This window comes from Rhodanobacter sp. UC4448_H15 (assembly GCF_052978265.1).
Genome location: NZ_CM129665.1, coordinates 1,134,839 through 1,155,151 on the forward strand (window position 1 = coordinate 1,134,839; position 20,313 = coordinate 1,155,151).

At 68.8% G+C, this 20,313-nt stretch carries 19 protein-coding genes; 6 read left to right on the forward strand and 13 right to left on the reverse strand.

Annotation, left to right across the window (positions count from 1 at the left end; translation table 11 throughout):
• Positions 1 to 5 precede the first annotated feature (5 nt).
• The 10 genes from ACVCMI_RS05035 to ACVCMI_RS05080 form a co-directional block, all read right to left on the reverse strand.
• Positions 6 to 1,124: an ABC transporter permease gene (locus tag ACVCMI_RS05035; protein WP_447097200.1), complete on the reverse strand. Its 1,119-nt coding sequence runs from the start codon at positions 1,122 to 1,124 to the stop codon at positions 6 to 8.
• 5 nt (positions 1,125 to 1,129) lie between these two features.
• Complete coding sequence (locus ACVCMI_RS05040; RefSeq protein ID WP_447097199.1) at positions 1,130 to 2,296, reverse strand: ABC transporter permease; 1,167 nt, start codon at positions 2,294 to 2,296, stop codon at positions 1,130 to 1,132.
• Positions 2,293 to 4,062, reverse strand: coding sequence for an ATP-binding cassette domain-containing protein (locus ACVCMI_RS05045; RefSeq protein ID WP_447097198.1), 1,770 nt, complete (start codon positions 4,060 to 4,062; stop codon positions 2,293 to 2,295). Before ACVCMI_RS05045 ends, ACVCMI_RS05040 begins: the two co-directional genes overlap by 4 nt.
• Positions 4,063 to 4,064: 2 nt before the next feature.
• Positions 4,065 to 5,090: a secretion protein HlyD gene (gene hlyD, locus ACVCMI_RS05050; protein WP_447097197.1), complete on the reverse strand. Its 1,026-nt coding sequence runs from the start codon at positions 5,088 to 5,090 to the stop codon at positions 4,065 to 4,067.
• 31 nt (positions 5,091 to 5,121) lie between these two features.
• Complete coding sequence (locus ACVCMI_RS05055; protein ID WP_447097196.1) at positions 5,122 to 5,547, reverse strand: hypothetical protein; 426 nt, start codon at positions 5,545 to 5,547, stop codon at positions 5,122 to 5,124.
• Positions 5,544 to 6,203, reverse strand: coding sequence for a TetR/AcrR family transcriptional regulator (locus ACVCMI_RS05060; RefSeq protein ID WP_447097195.1), 660 nt, complete (start codon positions 6,201 to 6,203; stop codon positions 5,544 to 5,546). Before ACVCMI_RS05060 ends, ACVCMI_RS05055 begins: the two co-directional genes overlap by 4 nt.
• Before the next feature lie 211 nt (positions 6,204 to 6,414).
• Positions 6,415 to 8,940: a cation-translocating P-type ATPase gene (locus ACVCMI_RS05065; RefSeq protein WP_447097194.1), complete on the reverse strand. Its 2,526-nt coding sequence runs from the start codon at positions 8,938 to 8,940 to the stop codon at positions 6,415 to 6,417.
• 22 nt (positions 8,941 to 8,962) lie between these two features.
• Complete coding sequence (locus ACVCMI_RS05070; RefSeq protein WP_395116436.1) at positions 8,963 to 9,400, reverse strand: universal stress protein; 438 nt, start codon at positions 9,398 to 9,400, stop codon at positions 8,963 to 8,965.
• 25 nt (positions 9,401 to 9,425) lie between these two features.
• Positions 9,426 to 10,187 (reverse strand): glucose 1-dehydrogenase, encoded by a 762-nt coding sequence (locus ACVCMI_RS05075; protein WP_447097193.1) that lies wholly within the window; start codon positions 10,185 to 10,187, stop codon positions 9,426 to 9,428.
• Positions 10,188 to 10,295: 108 nt separating this feature from the next.
• Positions 10,296 to 11,414, reverse strand: coding sequence for a PLP-dependent cysteine synthase family protein (locus tag ACVCMI_RS05080; RefSeq protein WP_447097192.1), 1,119 nt, complete (start codon positions 11,412 to 11,414; stop codon positions 10,296 to 10,298).
• Between the two features lie 242 nt (positions 11,415 to 11,656).
• Here ACVCMI_RS05080 and ACVCMI_RS05085 point away from each other — a divergent pair, with 242 nt between their 5' ends.
• The gene (locus ACVCMI_RS05085) at positions 11,657 to 12,094 is read left to right on the forward strand and encodes a CopD family copper resistance protein (RefSeq protein ID WP_395116442.1); all 438 of its coding nucleotides are present in this window, start codon (positions 11,657 to 11,659) and stop codon (positions 12,092 to 12,094) included.
• A 25-nt stretch (positions 12,095 to 12,119) separates the two neighbouring features.
• On the forward strand, positions 12,120 to 12,620 hold the full coding sequence (gene tpx / locus ACVCMI_RS05090; protein WP_395116444.1) for a thiol peroxidase: 501 nt from the start codon (positions 12,120 to 12,122) through the stop codon (positions 12,618 to 12,620).
• Between the two features lie 194 nt (positions 12,621 to 12,814).
• Here the strand turns inward: tpx and ACVCMI_RS05095 are convergent, their stop codons facing one another.
• Positions 12,815 to 13,222 carry a group III truncated hemoglobin gene (locus ACVCMI_RS05095; protein WP_395116446.1) on the reverse strand — a complete coding sequence of 136 codons (408 nt, stop codon included), beginning with the start codon at positions 13,220 to 13,222 and terminating at the stop codon, positions 12,815 to 12,817.
• Between the two features lie 88 nt (positions 13,223 to 13,310).
• Positions 13,311 to 13,757, reverse strand: coding sequence for an azurin (azu, locus tag ACVCMI_RS05100; protein ID WP_395116448.1), 447 nt, complete (start codon positions 13,755 to 13,757; stop codon positions 13,311 to 13,313).
• Positions 13,758 to 13,898: 141 nt separating this feature from the next.
• On the opposite strand from azu, the gene fdxA reads away from it, so the two are divergent.
• On the forward strand, positions 13,899 to 14,222 hold the full coding sequence (gene fdxA, locus ACVCMI_RS05105; RefSeq protein ID WP_395121338.1) for a ferredoxin FdxA: 324 nt from the start codon (positions 13,899 to 13,901) through the stop codon (positions 14,220 to 14,222).
• A gap of 187 nt (positions 14,223 to 14,409) precedes the next feature.
• The gene (locus tag ACVCMI_RS05110) at positions 14,410 to 16,719 is read left to right on the forward strand and encodes a nitric-oxide reductase large subunit (RefSeq protein ID WP_395116450.1); all 2,310 of its coding nucleotides are present in this window, start codon (positions 14,410 to 14,412) and stop codon (positions 16,717 to 16,719) included.
• 71 nt (positions 16,720 to 16,790) lie between these two features.
• Here ACVCMI_RS05110 and gap read toward each other — a convergent pair whose 3' ends face one another.
• Complete coding sequence (gap, locus tag ACVCMI_RS05115) at positions 16,791 to 17,792, reverse strand: type I glyceraldehyde-3-phosphate dehydrogenase (RefSeq protein ID WP_395116452.1); 1,002 nt, start codon at positions 17,790 to 17,792, stop codon at positions 16,791 to 16,793.
• Between the two features lie 172 nt (positions 17,793 to 17,964).
• Here gap and ACVCMI_RS05120 point away from each other — a divergent pair, with 172 nt between their 5' ends.
• Positions 17,965 to 18,795: a S1/P1 nuclease gene (locus ACVCMI_RS05120; RefSeq protein ID WP_447097191.1), complete on the forward strand. Its 831-nt coding sequence runs from the start codon at positions 17,965 to 17,967 to the stop codon at positions 18,793 to 18,795.
• Positions 18,796 to 18,840: 45 nt separating this feature from the next.
• Entirely contained in the window at positions 18,841 to 20,313 is a 1,473-nt protein-coding gene (gene pyk, locus ACVCMI_RS05125) for a pyruvate kinase (RefSeq protein WP_395116456.1), read from the forward strand.

Genomic DNA, 20,313 nt, shown 5'->3' on the forward strand with positions numbered 1-20,313 from the left:
GGTGGTCACTGCAGGCGGCTGCGCACCAGCGCCGTGGCCAGGGTCAGCGTGACCAGCGCGATCACCGCCAGCGGCCAGAGGTTGGCGAGGACGTCCGCCGCCGGCATCGCCTTGAGGAAGGTGCCTTCGACGATGACCAGGAAGTGGGTGAGCGGGATGGCCTGCGCCATCCATTGCAGCGCCACCGGCATGTTCTCCACCGGCGTGGCGAAGCCCGACATCAGCACCGCCGGCACGCCGATGGCGAAGGCGCCGAGGATGGCCTGCTGCTGCGTCGCGCTGACCGCGGAAATCATCAGTCCGATGCCGACCACCGACAGGATGAACAGCATCAGGCTCGCCAGCAGCAGGGCGAACGAGCCGGTAAAGGGGATGCCGAACAGGAACACGCCGGCGCTGATCATGAACAGGCCGAGCAAGGTGCCGATCGCCAGTGCCGGCAGCGATTTGGAAATGATGATTTCCGGCGTCGAAGTGGGCGATACCAGCAACTGGTCGAACGTGCCCAGCTCGCGCTCGCGCGCGATCGACAGCGAGGTGATCAAGAGCGCGCTGAACAGCGCCAGGATGCCGGTCAGGCCCGGCACGATGAACCAGCGGTAGACCAGGTTCGGGTTGAACCAGTGGCGCACGACCACCGGCGTCGGCGCCTGCGTGCCCGGCACGACGGCGGCGCCGACTTCGGCGGCGATGGTCGAGAGATAGGCCACGGTGATCTGGCCGGAGTTGCTGCGCCGGCCGTCGACCAGCACCTGCGCACGGCCGCTGCCGCCGGCGGCGATCGTGCGCGAGAAATCCGCCGGGATGGCCAGCGCCGCGATGATCTCGCCGCGGTCGATCAGTTCGTGCAGCTGCCGCTGGCTGTCCGCGTGCCGGACGTGGCTGATGAAGCGGGCGCTGTCCAGCCGCTGCATCAGCTCGAGCGACCAGCGGCCGGCGTCCTGGTTGTAGACGGCGATATCGACGTTGCGCACTTCGAGCGTGGCGGCGAAGGCGAACACCAGCAGCTGCAGGATCGGCGGCACGAATACCACCATGCGGCTGCGCGGGTCGCGCAGGATGCTCAGGATTTCCTTGACGAACTGCGCGCGCAGGCGGGTGAAGCTGAGCAGGGAGCCGGACATGGGCGCTACTCCAGGTTCTTGCGCGTGGCGCGCTTGGCCAGCACGAAGAACACCGCGCCGATGGCCGCCATGGCCAGCAGGTTGGGCACGAATACCGCCCAGATGTCGCCGGCGAGGAACACCGTCTTCAGCGATTCGACGAAATAGCGCGCCGGGATCAGATGGGTGACGGCGCGGATCGGCGCCGGCATGGCGTCGATCTCGTACAAAAAGCCCGACAGCATGAAGGCCGGCAGGAAGCCGGTGAACAGTGCAATCTGTGCCGCCAGGAACTGGTTGCGCGCCAGCGACGAGATCAGCAGACCCTGCCCCAGCGCCGGCACCATGAACACCGCCGACAACAGCAGCAACGCCGCCAGCGAGCCGCGCAGCGGCACACCGAAGGCGTACACCGCCAGCGCCGCGGCGCCCAGCGTGGACAGCATGCCGAGCACGAAATAGGGCAGGAGCTTGCCGATCAGGATCTCGACCACCGACGCGGGCGTGGACAGCACCGCCTCCATCGTGCCGCGCTCCCACTCGCGCGCCACCACCAGCGCCGTGAGCATGGTGCCGATGATGGTCATGACGATGGCGATGGCGCCGGGGATCAGCGCGCGGCGGCTTTCCAGCTCGGGGTTGAACCAGTAGCGCGGCTCCAGCGCCACGGCCTGCGCGGGCGAGGCGGCGCCGCGCCCGGCGCGCCACGACTGCACCACGCCACGGGCGTAGTTCTCCACGTAGTTGGCGGTGTTGGGGTAGGAGCCGTCGGTGATGATCTGCACCAGCGGCTCGCGGCCGCGCCGGGCCAGGCGCTGCTCGAAATCCTGCGGGATCACCACGTAGCCGCGCAGCGCGCCGGAGACCAGCTGGTCGGCCACCTCGCGCCGGTCGTGCGCGAAATGCACGTCGAGGAAACGGGTGCCCGAAAAAGCCGCGGCCAGGGACTGCGCGGAGGCGCCGGGAGATTCCAGCACCACGCCGACGCGCACCTGTTTGGCGTCCAGCGACACCGCATAGGCGAACAGCAACAGCAGCACCACCGGCAGCACGAACGCGATCAGCAGCGTCGAGGGGTCGCGCAAGGCCTGATGGCTTTCCTTGACCACCAGGGCCATCAGCCGCCGCCGGTCGAAACGCCGCGAGCCGGCCGGCAGCGCGCCATCCCCGAGTTTGTGCCTGGCGGCGTTCATGCGGCCGCCTCCGTTTCGCGTTCGGCCGATTCCACCAGATGGATGAAGGCATCCTCCATGGTCGGGTCCGGCCGCTGCGGGGTGATCGCCATGCGCTTGAGCGCGTCGGGCGTGTCCAGCGCGATCAGGCGCGCACGCGAGAGCATGGCCACCCGGTCGCAGTATTCGGCCTCGTCCATGAAGTGGGTGGTGACCATGATGGTCACGCCTTTGCGTGCCAGCCCGTTGATGTGGGTCCAGAACTCGCGCCGGGTGATCGGGTCCACGCCCGAGGTGGGCTCGTCCAGGAACAGCACGGGCGGGCGGTGCATCAGCGAACAGGCCAGCGCCAGGCGCTGCTTGTGCCCGAGCGGCAGCGAGTCGGGCGTGGCGGACAGCCAGCCGCCGAGATCGAAGGTGGCAATCATCTCCTCGATGCGCTGGCGTCGCGTGTCGCCTTCCAGCTGGTACACGCCGGCCGAGAACTCCAGGTTCTGCCGTACCGAGAGCAGGCCGTAGAGCGAGAACTTCTGCGCCATGTAGCCGAGGCGGCTCTTGGCCGCGCCGGTGGCGCGGCGCAGGTCGAGGCCCACCACGTGCGCCTCGCCCGCGCTCGGCTTGAGCAGGCCGCACAGCATCTTGAAGGTGGTCGATTTGCCGGCGCCGTTGGGACCGAGCAGGCCGAAGATCTCGCCCTTGTGCACCTCGAAGCTGACGTCGTCGGTGGCGGTGAAGGCGCCGAAGCGCTTGGTGAGGTGGCGGCAGGAGACGGCTATGTCGGAGCCCAGTTCGACCGGCGGCAGCCGCTCGGCCAAGGTCGAGGTGCCGCCGGGGCCGCCGCCGAGCAGGTCGATGAAGGCGTCCTCGAAGCGCGCCGGTACCGGCGCCAGTTCCACCCACGAGCGCTCGGCCAGCGCCTGCACCTGCTGCGCGCCGGCGCCTGCGCGCAGCACCACGCGCACGCCGGCGCCCTGGATCACGCCATCGCTCACGCTGGGCAGGTCGAGCGCCTCGGTCAGTACCGCGCGGCGCTCGGCGCCGACGTTCTCGAGGCGGAAGCTGCGACCTTCGAGCTGCGCGGTCAGTTCCTGCGGCGGCCCGTCGAACAGCAGCTGTCCCTGGTTCAGCAGCAGCACGCTCTCGCAGCGCTCTGCCTCGTCGAGGTAGGCGGTGGACCAGACCACCGCCATGCCCTCGTCGGTCAGCGCCTGCACCATGCGCCACAGATCCTGCCGGCTGACCGGGTCGACGCCCACCCCCGGCTCGTCCAGCAGCAGCACCTTGGGCCGCGCCATCAGCGCGCAGGCCAGGCCGAGCTTCTGCTTCATGCCACCGGAGAGCTTGCCGGCCAGACGCGTGGTGAAGGGCCCGAGTCGGGTGAACTCGAGCAGTTCGGCGAACAGGTCGGTGTGGCGGTCTGCGTCCATGCCGCGCAGCCGCGCGTACAGGCGCATGTTCTCCATCACCGAGAGGTCTTCGTACAGGCCGAAGCGCTGCGGCATGTAGCCGCTGGCGACGTGGATGGCGTCGTTGTCCTTCACCACGTCGAAGCCGGCCAGGGCGACGCTGCCGGCGTCGGGGACCAGCAGGCCGGTCATGATCCGCATCAGCGTGGTCTTGCCGGCGCCGTCGGGGCCGACCAGGCCGGTGAGGCGGCCGTAGCGGATCGTGGCGCTGAGGCCGCGCAGCGCCTGGACCTCGCCGAAGCGCTTGCCGACGCCGTCGATCACCACCGCGGCATCGTGCTTGCCGGGTTGCGAGGCAACGCTGGCAGGCTGCGGACCCATTCTCAGTGCCCCCGCGCGGGCTGGCTGGCGGTGTCGACGTCGACCGTCACCGGCATGCCTTGGCGCAGGCCCTCGTCGGCGTCGGACACCACCACGCGCAGGCGGTAGACCAGGTCGGTGCGCAGGTCGGCGGTCTCCACCGTCTTCGGGGTGAATTCCGCACGCGGCGAGATGAAGCCGACCTGGCCGTGATAGACGGTGGCCGAGGAATCGGTGTGCACGCGCACCTTGGTGCCCGGTGCGATACGGCCCAGGTCCGCTTCGCCGACATACGCGCGCAGGTACACCGGATCGCGCAGGCTCAGGCTGTACACCGGCATGCCGCTGGCCACCATGCTGCCCGGTTCGCGCACGCGGGCAATCACGACGCCGTTGCTGGGCGTGACCAACGTCGCATCGGCCACTGCGGTGCGCGCCTGGGTCAGGGCGGCCTCGGCCGCGGCGACGCGTGCCTTGCCAGCGGCGATGTCCTCGCTGCGGAAGCCGGCGCTGGCCAGCGACAGCGCAGCCTGCGCCGCGGCCAGGCTGGCGGCGGACTGGTCGCGCGCGGCGCGCGCGGCGTCAGCGGCGCGCTGGCTGCTGGCGCCAGACTTGAGCAAGGTGTCCTGGCGCTTGAAGTTGCGCTCGGCCTCGGTGGCGCTTGCCTGCGCCTGGCGCACGTGCTCGCGCGCCTGGGCGATTTCCTGCGGGCGGTTGCCGCGGTGCAGCTTGTCCAGCTGGGCCTGCGCGGCCTGGAGCTCGGCTTCGGCCGCCGCCAGCTTCTCGCGGTAAGGCGTGGCGTCGAGCTGCGCCATCACCGCGCCGGCGGCAACCGTGTCGCCTTCGTCGAAGGCCATGTGGGTCAGGCGGCCGGACTGACGAAAGGCCAGCTCCACCTCGCGGATGTCGACGTTGCCGTACAGGCGCAGCACGTTCGGATTGCCGCGGTCGCGCAGCAGCCAGAACGCCAGGATGCCGCCCAGCGCGATCACCATGACGGCGATGGCGATCCAGCGGGTTTTTCCAGTGGGAAGGCTCGGAGTTTTCATCGCGACGGTTTTTCCACGTGAGAAGAGGTGTTCAGTGCGCGTGCGCCACCGGCGCCGCGCTCACCGACAGACGCCGGGCCAGCACCGCAATGCCGAGCCACACCAGCGTGCGCAAGGTCATGGCGACCGGTGTGCGACGCTCCCACGCGCCGCCCAGGGCCACATGCAAGCCGAAAGCGAGGAAGACCAGCGCCGTCGCCAGCGCGATGGCGAGCGCCAGCCATGCCGCCCAGCGCCGGCATCGCCACAGTCCGATCCCGGCGACGACGTAGGCAAACCCGGCCAGGAAATTGAACCAGAGCACGAACGGCACGTAGTGGCCGGCGGCCTGGCGCGCGGCGCCGTCGACGAACAGCACTGCCGCACCTTCCCTGAGGGTCAACAGGCCGAAGCCGATGGCGAGCAGGGAAAGCAGCCAGGTCCAGATGCCGCGGTGCTGGTGGGTAGTCATGGTCATGGCTCTCGGTTCGTGGGGGAGCGTCCGCTTGCAGGAGGGGGATCGCCTCGGTCGGCGCGCGCGATGCCGCGGCGGTAGATCGCAAACGCGCCCGCCGCTTCCTTGCGCATGTGGCGGGTGTCGCCGGCCAGCAGGGCCTGCATCACCAGGCCCTGGATGCTGCCGATGAACAGCGTGGCCGCCGCGGCCGGGTCCAACTGCGGATCCAGTTCGCCGGCGGCTTGGCCATCCTCGATCAGGGCACGCAGGCGCTCGCCGTAGCGGCGGATCATGGTCTGGACCATGCGCTTGGCGGCGGTGCTCTCGGCCCGCTGCAGTTCGCCGAACAGCATGCGCGGCACGCCGGCGTGTTCGGCGACGAACGCGATATGCGCCATGAACATGGCTTCCAGCGCGGCCAGCGGGCTGGCCGCGTTGCGCGCGGCGCGCTCGACCCGTGCCAGCAGGTGGTCGGCCACCCACTCCATCGCCGCCTGCCAAATCGCGTCCTTGTTCGGGAAGTGGCGGAACAGCGCACCCTGGGTCAGCTTCATCGAGCTGGCGATCGCCGCGGTGGTGATCTCGCTGGGGTTCTGCTCGGCCGCCAGCTTGATGACCGCCTCGACGGTGACTGCGCGGCGCTCGTCGGCAGGCAGGTGCTTGCGCTGAATGTCCATCGTGCTGGCTTGCCAAAAGTAAGTGAGTAATTACTATCTTATTAGAGCCGGAATCGTTGTCAAGCGGTGTCGATGCGGGCTTCGCGGCTTGAGTGTTTGCCGGGGTGGCGGCCTTGCGGCGGACCGCCGGCGCATCGCGTGCCGGCGATCCGGAGGCTGGCGATGGCGAGCGGAGTTCGGCCGTTGGCGACGCCGGGCGCAAGCGTCCGCTTCAGCGCACCGCTGTCTGGCGCAGCCTTCCGCGCGCCGTGCGACGCAGCAGTTCCAGCCAGGCAATGGTGGCGGCCAGCATGGCGGCACTGGCGAGCAGCATGGGGACGCCTGGTGCCGCCAACCCCATCACGCCGCGGAAGAACGGCACGCCGATCACGCTCGCCAGCATCAGCGCCACGGCACCGAACATCCGCGGCAGCCAGGGGTTGCGCGCCGGCATGCGGCTCAGCGTCGGGCGGGACAGGTCGCGGTTGGCCAGGGTCAGCAGGAACAGCCCGACCACCAGCGCGACGAACACCGCGCTGCGGCAGGAGGCTGCGTCCAGGCCCTGGCTCAGCAGCAGGCCGTAGCCGAGCAGCAGGATGCCGGCGAAGCCGAGTCCCTGGATCACCGCGTAGCGCAGGTTGGCAACGGCGAACGGGGAGTCCGACGGTGCGCGCGGCGGTCGTCGCATGATGTCGTCGGCGGCGGGCTCGGCCTCGTACACCACCGAGCAGGCCGGGTCGATCAGCAGTTCCAGCAGCACGATGTGCACCGGCATCAGCAACACCGGCCAGTGCAGCAGGGTCGGCACCAGCGCCAGCGCGATGATCGGCATGTGCACGGCGAACACGAAGCGGGTGGCCTTGGTGATGTTGTCGTAGATGCGCCGGCCCTGGCGGATCGCGCCGACGATGCTGGCGAAGCTGTCGTCCAGCAGCACCAGCGCGGCCGCCTCGCGCGCCACGTCGGTGCCGCGCTCGCCCATCGCGATGCCGACGTCGGCGGCCTTCAGCGCGGGTGCGTCGTTGACGCCGTCGCCGGTCATCGCCACCACCTCGCCGCCTTCGCGCAGCAGCTGCACCAGGCGCAGTTTCTGCTCGGGCTTGAGCCGCGCGCACAGGTCGACGCAATGCAGGCGTTCGCGCAACGCGGCGTCGTCCAGTGCAGCCATTTCCACGCCGGTGACGACCTCGGCGCGCTCGCTCAAGCCCACCTCGCGCGCAATCGCCCGCGCGGTGGCCGGGTGGTCGCCGGTCATCATGATGATGCGGATGCCGGCGCTGCGGCATTCGGCGATCGCCGCCGGCACTTCCGGCCGTGGCGGGTCGACGAAGCCGAGCAGGCCGAGGAAGCGGAAATCGAAGTCGTGCTGGCTTTGCGGCCACGCTTCGCCGTGCCACTCGCCGCGGGCCACGCCGAGCACGCGCAGGCCGCGCTCGGCCATCCCCTCGACCTGGTGCAGGATGACCGCCGCGTCAGTGGCGGCCAGATGGCACAGGTCGATCACCGCTTCCGGCGCGCCCTTGGTCGCCAGCAGGTGCGTGCCGCGCGCGTCGCCGCGGAACACGTGAGTCATCGCCAGGATCTCCGGCGACAGCGCGTACTCGAATTCCGGCGCCCACTCGGCGTGCACGTGCTCGGTATCGGTGAGCCAGTGCAGCCCGAACTGCTGGATCGCCTTCTCCATCGGGTCGAACGGGTCGGCCGGCGTCGCCAGCATGGCGAACTCGACCAGCGCATGAAACGGCTCGGGCAGCTCGTGCGCGTCCTGGTCGTGCGTGCTGCCGTCGACCAGGCGCAGTTCGGCGACCTGCATGCGGTTCTGGGTCAGCGTGCCGGTCTTGTCCACCGCCAGCACCGAGATCGCGCCCAGCGCTTCCACCGCGGGCACGCGGCGCGTCAGCACCTTGTGCCTGGAGATCCGCCACGCGCCCAGCGCCAGGAACACGGTGAGGATCACCGGGATCTCTTCCGGCAGGATCGCCATGGTCAGCGCGATGCCGGCGAGCACGCTCTGGAGCAGGCCGTGGCCGTCCCACAGCCAGCCGAGCAACGCGTACGCCGCGGCCAGCAGCAGGCCGCCGACGGTGAGGTTGCGGATCAGCCGGCGCGAGGCCTGTTGCAGGCCGGACACCGGTTCGACGGTGTCAGCCAGCGCCTGACCGATGCGGCCGACTGCGGTGGCACTGGCGATGGCGCGGACCTCGGCGACGCCGACGCCCTTGGTCGCCACGGTGCTGGCGAACAGCTGGCCGGTATCCTCGCCGGGGAGCTTGGTGACCGGCACCGCCTCGCCGGTGAGCAGCGATTCGTTGACGTCGAGATGGCCGTCCAGCAGCACCGCGTCGGCGGCGATGCGATCGCCCTCGTGCAGCACCAGCAAGTCGCCTACCACCACTTCGCGGCCGGGAATGCGCTTTTCCTCGCCGCCGCGGATCACCAGTGCGCGCGGCGCGGACAGCTCGCGCAACGACTCCAGCGCCCGCTGGGTCTTGCGCTCCTGCGCCAGCGTGATGCCGATCACCACGAACACGAACGACAGCAGGAACGCCGCCTCGGCGCGGTCGCCCAACGCCAGATACAGGCCGCCGGCAACCAGCAGCATCAGGAACATCGGCTCGGTCAGCACGCCGCCGACGATCGCGAGCATGCTCCTGGGGGCGCTGCCCGGCAGCAGGTTCGGGCCGTGTGCCGCCAATCGGCGCGCCGCCTCGGCCGGGTCGAGGCCGCTGCGGGCGGGCGGCGCTGTCTTCCCGTTCACGCCGCGGCCCGCCGGCCGTTGCTCAACGGCAAACCAGCACCGGCACGTCGCCGTTCAAGATCACCTTGTGCGTCTCGCTGCCCAGCAACAGCCGGTCGAAGCCGCGCCAGCCGTGCGAGGCCATCACGATCAGGTCGCACTGCTGCTTGCGCGCGGCGCCGACGATGGCCGAGTAGGGACGCGCATCGATTTCGTGGCTGCCTTCGCAGGCAACGCCGGCGGCCTGCGCCCGCCCGCGCACGTCGGCCAGGTAGCGTTCGGCGTTGGCGATCGCCTCGCGGGTATAGCCCGGCTCGTTGGCCACGACGAACTCGGCGAAGTAGACCGAGGCGGGGAAGGGCGCGATGACGTGGAATGCGTATACGCGGGCGCCGAGTCTGGCAGCCAGTTCGATACCGGTGTCGACCGCCCGCAGCGACAGCTCGGACCCGTCGGTGGGCAGCAAAATGTGCTTGAACATGGTGGAGTCCTCCAGCAGTGGATGGTCAGTGGCAGGTGTAGCCGCCGTCGATGACCAGCTCGCTGCCGGTCACGAATTTCGATTCGTCGGACGCCAGGTAGACCACGCCCCAGGCGATGTCGTCCGGCTCGCCCATGTGGCCCAGCGGGTGCAGCGCGCCGACCTCGCGCCGGTGTTCGGCCGGGTCGCCGCCCATCGAGGCGATGTGCTGCTCCACCATCGGCGTCCAGATGAAGCCGGGATGGATCGAGTTGACCCGGATGCGGTCGGCAGCGTACAGCATCGCGTCGGTCTTGCTCATCAGCCGCACCGCGCCCTTGGACGCGTGGTAGGGCGGTGAATCCGGCGCGCCGACCAGGCCGTAGATCGACGACAGGTTGATGATGCTGCCGCCGCCGGCCGCGCGCAGCGGCGCGATCGCGTGCTTGGTGCAGAAGAACACGCCCTTCACGTTGATCGCCTGCACCCGGTCCCACTCGGCTTCGGTGATTTCGTGAGTCGGCTTGTTCGCGCCGGCGATGCCGGCGTTGTTGACCAGGACGTCCAGACGTCCAAACGCGGCGACCGTGCCGGCTATCGCCGCGGCCACCGCGGCCTCTACCGCCACGTCGGCGTGGAAATAGCGCGCGCCCTCGCCGAGTTCCGCGGCCAGCTGCTGGCCCGGCCCGTCCTGCATGTCGACCAGCGCCACTTTCGCGCCGGCTTCCAGCAGCCGGCGCGCGCAGGCGGCGCCGATGCCCACGGCGGCGCCGGTCACCAGTGCCACCTTGCCGCTCAGTCTGCCCATCGCCGTGTCTCCCGTGAAATATGGAAGCCAGCATGGGCCGGCTGCGGGTGGCCGGTGTTGACCATGGTCAAATCGGCCCGGCGGTGCCTGCGGCGGATTGGCGCGGCGTCAGGCGGAGGCTGTCCGGCGCAGCGGCGCGCAGCCGGTCTCGATGCTGTGGCGCAGCGACGCCTCGCTGTGCGAGCGGTCGATGCCGTGCGCGGTCAACCAGTGCGGGTCGAACAGGGTTTCGGCGTAGCGCTCGCCGCGATCGCACAGCAGGCTGACGATGCTGCCGCGCTGGCCTTCGGCGCGCATCGTGGCCGCCAGGGTCAGGCAGGCGACGAAGTTGGTGCCCGAGGAGCCGCCGTAGCGATGCCCGAACAGCTCGCCGAGCAGCCACGCGCCGGCGATGGAGGCTTCGTCCGGCACGCCGATCACGTGGTCCACCACCTCGAACACGAAGCCCGGCTCGACCCGCGGCCGGCCGATGCCTTCGATCAGGGTGGGGCGGCTGGCCACGGCGCTGCGGTCGTTGCTTTGCCAGCCGCACACGAAACCGCTGCCGACGGGGTCGGCGATGCACAGCCGGGTGTGCAGACGGCGATAGCGCAGGTAGCGGCCGATGGTGGCCGAGGTGCCGCCGGTGCCGGCACCGCAGACGATCCAGTGCGGCTCGGGCGAGCGCTCACGGGCGAGCTGGCCAATGATCGACTCGGCGATGTTGTTGTTGCCGCGCCAGTCGGTGGCGCGCTCGGCCAGGCCGAACTGATCCAGGTGACAGGCGCCGCGCGCCGCGTGCTCGGCGGCGCGCGCATGCACCTTGGCGGGGTCGTCCACCAGGTCGACCTCGCCGCCCAGCGCCTGCACGTCGCGGATTTTCCCCGGCGCGGTGCACGCCGGCATCACCGCGACGAAACGCAGGCCGAGCAGGCGCGCGAACCAGGCCTCGGAGATCGCGGTGCTGCCGGAGGAGGCGTCGACCACCGTCTGGTCCGGGCCGAGCCGGCCGTTGCACAGCGCGTACAGGTACAGCGAGCGCGCCAGCCGGTGCTTGAGGCTGCCGCTGGGATGGCTCGCCTCGTCCTTGAAGTAGAAGTCGATGCCGTGGAAGCCAGGGAAGTTGAGTTTCAGCAGGTGCGTATCGGCCGAGCGCGCGGCTTCCTGGGCCAGGCACTCGAGCGCTTCGTGGACCCAGCGCCGCCCGGCGTGGCGCAACGGATGGATGAGCGGGACGACACTGTTCACGCGGAGCCTCGACTTGCCATGGGTGGCGAAAGAACGCGAATGCCGACAATCGGCAGGGGACATGCTCGCGGCGGCGCGCGGCGGCGGCCCTGATGCAGGTCAACCGCGATGGCGGCGACGCGGGGCGGATTGTCACAGACCGGTGCAGCGGCTGCGCCGCCGGCACCGGTTGATGCAGGTCATGGCCGGCGCCGCCTGGGCGGCGGATGCTGGGCGTTGGTTCTTTCTCATGGCCAACGCGCATGCTTGCCTGGTATCCGTGGATCGTCCTGCTGCACCTGGCCTGCGCCATCGTGTTCGTCGGTGCGGTGGCGTTCGAGGTGATCGTGGTGGAGTCGCTGCACAAGCACTTCGACATCGTCACCATGCAGCGCATCGAGCAGGCGGTGATGGCGCGGGTACGGCGCTACATGCCGGTGGTGGTAGTGCTGCTGTTCGCCAGCGGTTTCATGCTGTTCGACATCCGCTGCGACGGCTTTGCCTGCGTCGGCTCGCGCTTCGGCAACTGGCTGCTGCTCAAGGTGGTACTGGCGTTTGGCGTACTGGGCGTGTTCGTCAACGCGATGTGGGCCATGCGCCACGGGAAGATGGATGTCTGCCGGTTCAAGCACACCCACCGCATCGTGCTGGCGCTGATGGTCGGCATCGTGTTTCTGGCCAAGACCATGTTCTACTTGTAGCCTTTCACAAAGCAGGAGTCGCACCATGTCCACAGTTACCCTCCACGGCAAGCCGGTTCGCGTCGACGGCAGCTTTCCCGCGGTCGGCGCGGCCGCACCGGCGTTTTCGCTGGTGGCGGGCGACCTTTCCGACGCCGGGCTGTCGCGTTTCGCCGGCAAGCGCAAGGTGCTCAACATCTTCCCCAGCGTCGACACGCCGACCTGCGCGGCCTCGGTGCGCCACTTCAACGAGGCCGCGGGCAAGCTCGACAACACCGTTGTGCTGTGCATTTCCGCCGACCTGCCGTTTGCGCAGAAGCGGTTCTGCGGCGCGGAAGGGCTGGACCAGGTGGTCAACCTGTCGATGATGCGCGGCCGCGCATTCCTCGCCGATTACGGCGTGGCGATCGCCGACGGCCCGCTGGCCGGCCTTGCCGCCCGGGCAGTGGTGGTGCTGGACGAGCACGACAAGGTGCTGCACACCGAGCTGGTGGGCGAGATCGGCGACGAGCCGGATTACGCCGCCGCGCTGAAAGCGCTGGGCTGAGCAGGACTTTCGCTTGCCTGTGAGTAGGGCGGGCACTGCCCGCCGAGGCTGGCCGCGCATCTTGTCGAAGAGCCGGCGGGCAATGCCCGCCCTACGCTGAATGCTGTAGCGCACCCTGTGCGCGATGCTCCTGGTAGACGTCGCGCAGAGGGTGCGCTCCTGCAATGGCCTTGCGCGAATCGGGGTGTGGCCGATCAGCGATGGATGCCGATCACAGGCACACCGAACGGCTTCGCTTCGGGATGCAGGCCCAGGCCGTACTTCAGGCTGCGGCCGATGCGCTGGGCGTACTCCAGCATGTGCTCGGCGTGGACCGGATCGAGTTCCTCGCCGCAGGTTTCACGCCACAGTGCCAGCCAGCGATCGAAATGCTCGGCGCGGATCGGGTGCGGGCGGTGTGCTGCCATCGGGTTGCCGCGATAGCTGCCCGCACGCAGCGCCACCGAACACCAGAACGAGGTCAGCAGGCGCTTGTGCTCGTCCCAGTCGTGCACGGCTGCATTGAACACCGGGCCGATCTCCGGATCGCGCCGCACCTTCTCGTAGAAGTGGTCGACCAGCGTGGCGATGGCGGTTTCGTTGAAGGGCTCGGCTGGGCTCATGTCGGGGCAGGGTGCACGAAACGGACGCATGACGCAGAAAAGGCGCACCCGGCCATCTCGGCCGGGCGCGCTGCCGTTGCGGCAAAGCTTACTTGCCGAGGCTCAGCGTGCCCTTCATCAGGGCGGCATGGCCGGGGAAGGTGCAGAAGAACGCGTACTGCTCGCCGGCCTTGAGCTTGGCCACGTTGATCGTGGCGGTGTCGCTCTCGCCGGCGCCGATCAGCTTGGTGTGGGCGATGATACGGCTGTCACCGGGCTTCTCGTAGCTGTTGGCCGCGCCGGCCTTCATGCCGTCGGCGACCACGCCGGCTTCATCCGAGGCGTGCGACAGCACCCAGTTGTGGCCCATCGCGGTGACCGGCAGCTTGCCGGTGTGCTTGAGCGTGACCTTGAAGGTCTTGCAGGTACTCGGCACGGTGATGGTCTTCTTGTTGAACTGCATCGCATCGCTGCCCTCGATGGTGGTGGCGCACTCGGCAGCCATCAGCGGAGTGGAGAGCAGCCCGAGCAGGGCAACGGCAATCAGTTTGCGCATGGTGTCGCTCCTTGGGGAAGATGAGAGAACGGAAGGATTCTGCGTGGGCAGCGAGCGTGGCACACTGATCTGGATCATGGTCACGGCAGCAGTTGCCGCGGACACTGTAGTTACCGCGGCGAGGCTGCGGAAGGAGGCATGATGACGCACGTCGTCACCGACAACTGCATCAACTGCAAGCACACCGACTGCGTCGAGGTGTGCCCGGTCGATTGCTTCCACGCCGGGCCCAATTTCCTGGTGATCGATCCCGACGAATGCATCGACTGCACGTTGTGCGTGGAGGAGTGTCCGGTCGGCGCGATCTTCCCCGAGCTCGACGTACCGGCCGGGCAGGAGATCTACATGTCGATCAATGCGGAGCTGGCGAAGGAATGGCCGGTGCTGACCAGCAAGATCCCGTCGATGGAAGACGCCGACAAGTGGGACGGCGTACCGAACAAGCTGCCGCTGCTCAAGCGCTGAGTCCACCCGGCACGTCGCCCTGCTGCGGGGGAGCAAAAAGGTTTATGGTAGGCGGGCGATGCGTTGACGGGGGAACCAGAACCACCGCATCGATCCGCGCGAGCCGGTTCGACACGCAGGGCGGGAGCGTTTCGCCGCCTTGTTGCGCCACAGGCTTGCGCGCACTCATCTTGCCGGAGGAGCGACGATGAACGAGGCAGCGCAACCCTTGACCGACGACGATACCGAACTGTCACCATGGTGGCTGCGAACGGTGGCGATCGTGCTGGTGTTCGGCTTTGCCGGATTGCTGGCGATCACCTCGCTGGCCTATCGCAACGCGCCACCGATTCCCGCGCAGGTGGTCGATGCCCAGGGCACGGCCCTGTTCAGCGGTGACGACATCCGCGACGGCCAGGCGGTCTTTCTCAAATACGGCCTGATGGACAACGGCAGCATCTGGGGACATGGCGCGTACCTCGGGCCGGATTACTCCGCCGAGGCACTGCACCGGCTGGGCGTGGACACCGCGGCGGCGATCGCCGGCAAGCAGTACGGCAAGCCTCCGGGCGAGCTGGATGCGCAGCAGCAGGCCGCGGTGCGTGGGCAGACGGCGGTGGTCCTGAAGACCAACCGCTACGATGCGCAAACCGGCGTGCTGCAGCTGACCGATGCCGAAGCCGTCGCCTACCGGCAGCAGATCGGCTACTGGACGGACTATTTCAAGGACCCGACGAAAAACGGGGGACTCAAGCCGGGCCTGATCAGCGATCCGGTGGAGTTGCACCAGTTCACCGCCTTCGTGACCTGGGCGGCGTGGGCCTCGGTGGCGACGCGGCCGGGCACGGAGGCGTCGTATACCAACAACTTCCCCTACGACCCCAGCGTCGGCAACGTGGCCACCGGCAGTGCCTTGCTGTGGAGCGCGCTGAGCCTGCTGGTGCTGCTGGCCGGCATCGCGACCGTGCTGCTGGCGTTCGGCAAGTTCGACTACCTGGGCTGGATCAGCCGCGGCCACCACGTGCACCCGCAGCTGTTGCCGGGGCAGGTCGGCGCGGGCCAGCGGGCGCTGATGAAGTTCTTCGTGGTGGTGGCCTTGCTGTTCCTGATGCAGACCCTGGTCGGCGGCGGCGTGGCCCACTTCCGCGCCGACCCGGGCAGTTTCTACGGCTTCCAGCTGGAGAACATCTTTCCCAGCAACCTGCTGCGCACCTGGCATCTGCAGACGGCGATCTTCTGGATCGCCACCGCGTATGTCGCCGCCGCCCTGTTCCTCGGCCGCTCGCTGCGTGCGCCGGATGACGAGCCGCGCTGGCTCGCCGGCTGGGTGCACCTGCTGTTTGCCGCCTTCGTGGTGGTGATCGGCGGCAGCCTGCTCGGCGTCTGGGCCGGCATCGAACAGAAGCTGGGCCATCTGTGGTTCTGGTTCGGCGACCAGGGCTGGGAGTACCTGGAACTGGGCCGGTTCTGGCAGTACCTGCTGGTGGTCGGCCTGTTGGCCTGGTTCGTCATCCTGTGGATGCTGGCACGCCCGCGTGCGGTGGCCAACGAGGCGGCACGCCCGCTGGCGAAGATGTTCATGTTCGCGGCCGTCGCCATTCCGGTGTTCTACGTGCCGGCGCTGTTCTTCGGCGCGAAGACCAACTACACGGTGGTCGATACCTGGCGCTTCTGGATCATCCACCTGTGGGTGGAAGGCTTCTTCGAGTTCTTCGCCACCACGGTGGTGGCGCTGACCTTCTACCAACTGGGCCTGACCCGACGCAACGTGGCGCTGCGGGTGATCTACCTGGACGCGATCCTGTATTTCCTCGGCGGCCTGATCGGCACCGGGCACCACTGGTACTTCACCGGCCACACGAACTTCAACATGGCCTTGTCGGCCCTGTTCTCGGTGCTCGAGGTGGTGCCGTTGACCCTGCTGACGCTGGATGCCTGGGATTTCGTGCGTACCACCCGCGGCGACTGCGCCGTGTGCGGCAAGTCGGTCAGGGTGCCGCACAAGTGGACGTTCTACTTCCTGATGGCGGTGGGCTTCTGGAACTTCGTCGGCGCGGGCATGTTCGGCTTCTTCCTCAACCTGCCGATCGTCAGCTACTACGAAGTGGGCACCCAGGTCACGCCGACCCATGGCCATGCGGCACTGATGGGCGTGTTCGGCATGCTGGCGATCGCGCTGATGGTGTTCTGCCTGCGCCAGGTCAGCAGCGACGCGCGCTGGCCGGGCATCGAGAAGTACGTCAAGGTGGCCTTCTGGGGGACCAATATCGGCCTGATGCTGATGATCCTGATGAGCCTGTTCCCAAGCGGGGTGATGCAGCTGTGGGACGTGGTCGAGCACGGCTACTGGCACGCGCGCAGCGTGGAGTACATGGCCACGTCGCGTTCGCACCTGGTGGAGTGGCTGCGCCTGCCCGGCGACCTGATCTTCATCGGCTTCGGCGCGATTCCGCTGGTGATCGCCTCGGTCAAGGGCTGGCTCGGCGTGCGGGCGGACGCCCGGGCACAAGCGCGCTGAGCCGCCGCCGCACATGAAAAAGCCCGCGCCGACGATGTCGGCGCGGGCCTCGCGGATTGCGTGGGAGGCGACTACTTCGCGACGACGCGCACCATCTCCAGGCACTTGTTGGAGTAGCCCCACTCGTTGTCGTACCAGCTGACCAGCTTGACGAAGCTGTCGTCCAGCGCGATGCCGGCGTCGGCGTCGAAGATCGAGGTGCGCGCGTCGCCGCGGAAATCGGTGGCCACCACCTTCTCCTCGGTGTAGCCCAGGATGCCCTTCAGCGCGCCTTCGCTCTGCGCCTTCATCTCGGCCTTGATTTCCTCGTAGGTCGCCGGCTTCTCCAGCTCCACCGTGAGATCGACCACCGACACGTCGGAGGTCGGCACGCGGAAGCTCATGCCGGTGAGCTTCTTGTTGAGCTCGGGGATCACCACGCCGACCGCCTTGGCCGCGCCGGTGGAGGAAGGGATGATGTTCTCCAGGATGCCGCGGCCGCCGCGCCAGTCCTTGTTGCTCGGGCCGTCGACGGTCTTCTGCGTCGCGGTGGCGGCGTGCACGGTGGTCATCAGGCCGCGCTTGATACCCCATTTGTCGTTGAGCACCTTGGCCACCGGCGCCAGGCAGTTGGTGGTGCAGCTGGCGTTGGAGATGATCGCCTCGCCCTTGTAGGTCTTGTCGTTGACGCCGTAGACGAACATCGGCGTGGCGTCCTTCGACGGCGCGGACAGGATCACCTTCTTCGCGCCGGCGTCGATGTGTTTCTGCGCCGATTCCTTGGTCAGGAACAGGCCGGTGGATTCGATCACCACTTCGGCGTTCACCTCGTTCCACTTCAGGTTGGCCGGGTCGCGCTCCTGGGTCAGGCGGATGCGCTTGCCGTTGACCACCAGGTGGTTGCCGTCGACCTCCACGTCGCCATCGAAGCGGCCGTGCACGGAGTCGTGCTTCAGCATGTAGGCCAGGTAATCGGGCTCCAGCAGGTCGTTGATCGCCACGATCTCGATGTCGTTGCCGAAGTTCTCCACGGCGGCGCGCAGCACGTTGCGACCGATGCGGCCGAAGCCGTTGATGCCGACCTTGATGGTCATGAGGGAACGTCCTCCTGAAGGATGCCGCGAGCGCGGCGGAAAGAACGCCGATTTTACCGCCATTTCCGGGTGCCTGCCTGCCCCGCGGGCCGTGGTGCGCGCCGGCGGCGGCAAAAAGCCGCAGTGCTCTGTGGCAGACTGCGGCCATCCCTCCCTTGCCGGAATGACTCGCATGAGCTTCGCCCGTCGCGCCACCACCGCCGTGCTCGCCTGCCTGCTGGTTACGCCGGCGCTGGCGTGGGGGCCGCTCGGCCACAGCGTGGTCGCCGAGCTGGCGCAGCGGCACTTGAGCCCCGCTGCGGAAGCCGAGGTCCAGCGCCTGCTGGCGCCGGAGCATACCGATTCGCTGGGCGACGTCGCCAACTGGGCCGACCAGATGCAGGACGATCCGGCCATGGCGAATCTGTGGAAGCAGACACGCAGCCAGCACTACATCAATTTCCGCGGTGGCCCCTCGTGCGACTACGTGCCGCCGCGCGATTGCCGCGACGGTCGCTGCGTGGTGGCGGCGCTGCAGTACTACGTGGGTGTGCTGGGCGACCGCAGCAAGCCGGACGCCGTGCGCCGCCGGGCGCTGAAGTTCGTGGTGCATTTCGTCGGCGACGTCCACCAGCCCTTGCATGCCGGCTATCGCGAGGACAAGGGCGGCAACACCTATCAGGTGCAGTTCGACGGCAAGGGCAGCAACCTGCACCGGGTGTGGGACTCCGGCATGCTCTACACCCGTGGTCTGGATTGGCAGCAGTACGCGCAGCGCCTGGATTCGGCGGTGCCGGTGCCGTTGCCGGCGCCGAGTGCGCCGCTGGACAACCCCTACGCGCAGTGGGCGCAGGAGTCGTGCCGGATCTCCGCCGAGGCCGGCTTCTACCCCGTCGGCCACAAGATCACCCCGGGCTACGTGTCGACCTGGCTGCCTGTGGCCGACCGCCGCCTGCGCGAAGCCGGCCGTCGCCTCGCGCAAGTGCTCAACCTGGCGCTCGGCGCCGGTTCCGCTGCGCGTTGAGCGTGGACCGGCGGCGCGGCGTGACGATTCTGCTAGGCTCAGCTGATGCTCATTTCCAAAATCCGCCGCACCAAGATCGTCGCCACCCTCGGCCCGGCCACTGACGCACCGGGCGCGCTGCGCAAGCTCATCGACGAAGGCGTCGACGTCGTGCGCCTCAACCTCTCGCACGGCGCGCCCGATGATCACCGCGCCCGCGCGCGGGCGGTGCGCGAAGCGGCCGAGGCTGCGGGCCGCGAGGTCGGCGTGCTGGCCGATCTGCAGGGGCCGAAGATCCGCATCGAGACCTTCGCCGACGGCCCGGTGCAGCTGGTCGAAGGTGCCAGCTTCGTGCTCGATTGCCGCCCCGGCGTGCCGCCCGGCGACGCCACCCGCGTGGGCGTGAGCTATTACGGCTTGCCCGATGACGTGAGCGCCGGTGACGTGCTGTTGCTGGACGACGGCCTGGTGGGGCTCACCGTGCGCGAGGTGGTCGGCAGCGAAGTGCGCTGCGAGGTGCTGGTGGCCGGCAAGCTGTCCAACCGCAAGGGGCTCAACCGGCAGGGCGGCGGGCTTTCCGTCGACGCGCTGTCGGACAAGGACAAGGCGGACATCCAGCTGGCCGCCGAGATCGGCGCGGATTTCCTCGCCGTGTCCTTCGTGCGTTCGGCCGACGACATGCACCAGGCCCGCCGCCTGCTCAAGCTGGCCGGCGGGCGTGCCGCGCTGGTGGCCAAGATCGAGCGCGCCGACGCCATCCCGGTACTGGGCGAGATCATCGACGCCTCCGACGTGGTGATGGTGGCGCGCGGCGACCTGGGCGTGGAGATCGGCGATGCCGAGCTGCCCGGCCTGCAGAAGAAGATCATCCGCGAGGCAGTGCAGCGCAATCGCGCGGTGATCACCGCCACCCAGATGCTGCAGTCGATGGTGCGCTCGCCGATCCCGACCCGCGCCGAAGTGCTCGACGTGGCCAATGCCGTGATCGACGGCACCGATGCGGTGATGCTGTCGGAGGAAACCGCCGCCGGCGCGCATCCGGACAAGGCGGTGGCCGCGATGACGCGGATCTGCCTCGGCGCCGAGCGCCAGTTCGAGCCCAAGGACGACCTCTCCGCCGGCGGCCACCGGCTCGACCGCACCGACCAGGCGATCGCGCTGGCCGCGATGATGCTGGCCGGCCAGCTCGGCGTGCGGGCGATCGTGGCATTGACCGAATCCGGCGCCACCGCGCAATGGCTGTCGCGCTACCGCAGCGCGGTGCCGATCTACGGCATGTCGCCGTCGGCCTCCGCACGGCGGCGCATGCAGCTGCTGCGCGACGTGCAGCCGGTGGAGTTCAGCCACGGCGAGAAGCAGAGCATGGCCGCTTCCACCCGCGCCGCGGTGCGCCTGCTGTTCGAACAGGACAGGCTGGTCCAGGGTGACAGCGTGGTGATCACCTACGGCGACCGCGTCGGCCACGTCGGCGGCACCAACACGCTGAAGCTGCTCGCAGTCGGCCCCGACGGCACCATCGACAGCCTGCGCGACCTGTGA